This is a genomic window from Cohnella fermenti (assembly GCF_004801405.1).
GTDB classification, from domain to species: Bacteria; Bacillota; Bacilli; order Paenibacillales; family Paenibacillaceae; genus Cohnella; species Cohnella fermenti.
This window is the reverse complement of record NZ_SSOB01000129.1, coordinates 1-512: the sequence shown is the minus strand read 5'-3', so window position 1 is coordinate 512 and position 512 is coordinate 1. Positions and strand designations below refer to the sequence as shown.

Genomic DNA, 512 nt, shown 5'->3' with positions numbered 1-512 from the left:
TGGCAAGGTATCGAGCTATCTTTTTCAGATTTTGGGCAAACGCCGTCAGGAGAGCCTGCTCTTGCATCTTGGCTCTCCCTCTGAATTTACTCCTGCGGTATTGATGCAACTCTTTGGCTTCTCCGAAGCTCGGCTCAATCTTCTGTTGCCGCCATCTCAGCAACATTTGGCCGATCTTCCCCTTGCCGTTTTCCCGAACCTGTTCCCGGTGCTCTTCCCAAATGTGACGGCTGATGCTGCGTGCCTTCTCCTGATTGGACGTGCATTGGCTCAGCATCGGACAGGTTGCACACTGCTCAGCATCGGAAAAATAGACGCGTTGTCCATCGCGATTCGTCGTGCTGTAGGGCAGCATTTGCCCTTGCGGGCAGCGGTAGGCATCCTGTTGCGGATCATACGTAAATTCAGCTTTCGGGATATGGCCTTCCCGGCTTGGCGACTTCCGGTCCGCAATCGCGGCGAAGAGGTTCATCTCGATCGTCTTCTTGCAAACATAGGGCGTTAAGTAACCC

1 protein-coding gene is annotated in these 512 nt (G+C 53.9%); it reads right to left on the bottom strand.

Going from position 1 to position 512, the window contains the following annotated elements; genetic code table 11:
* On the bottom strand, positions 1-472 hold a 472-nt coding region (locus E6C55_RS33325), incomplete at its 3' end, for a transposase (RefSeq protein WP_211093707.1).
* Between the last annotated feature and the right edge of the window lie 40 nt (positions 473-512).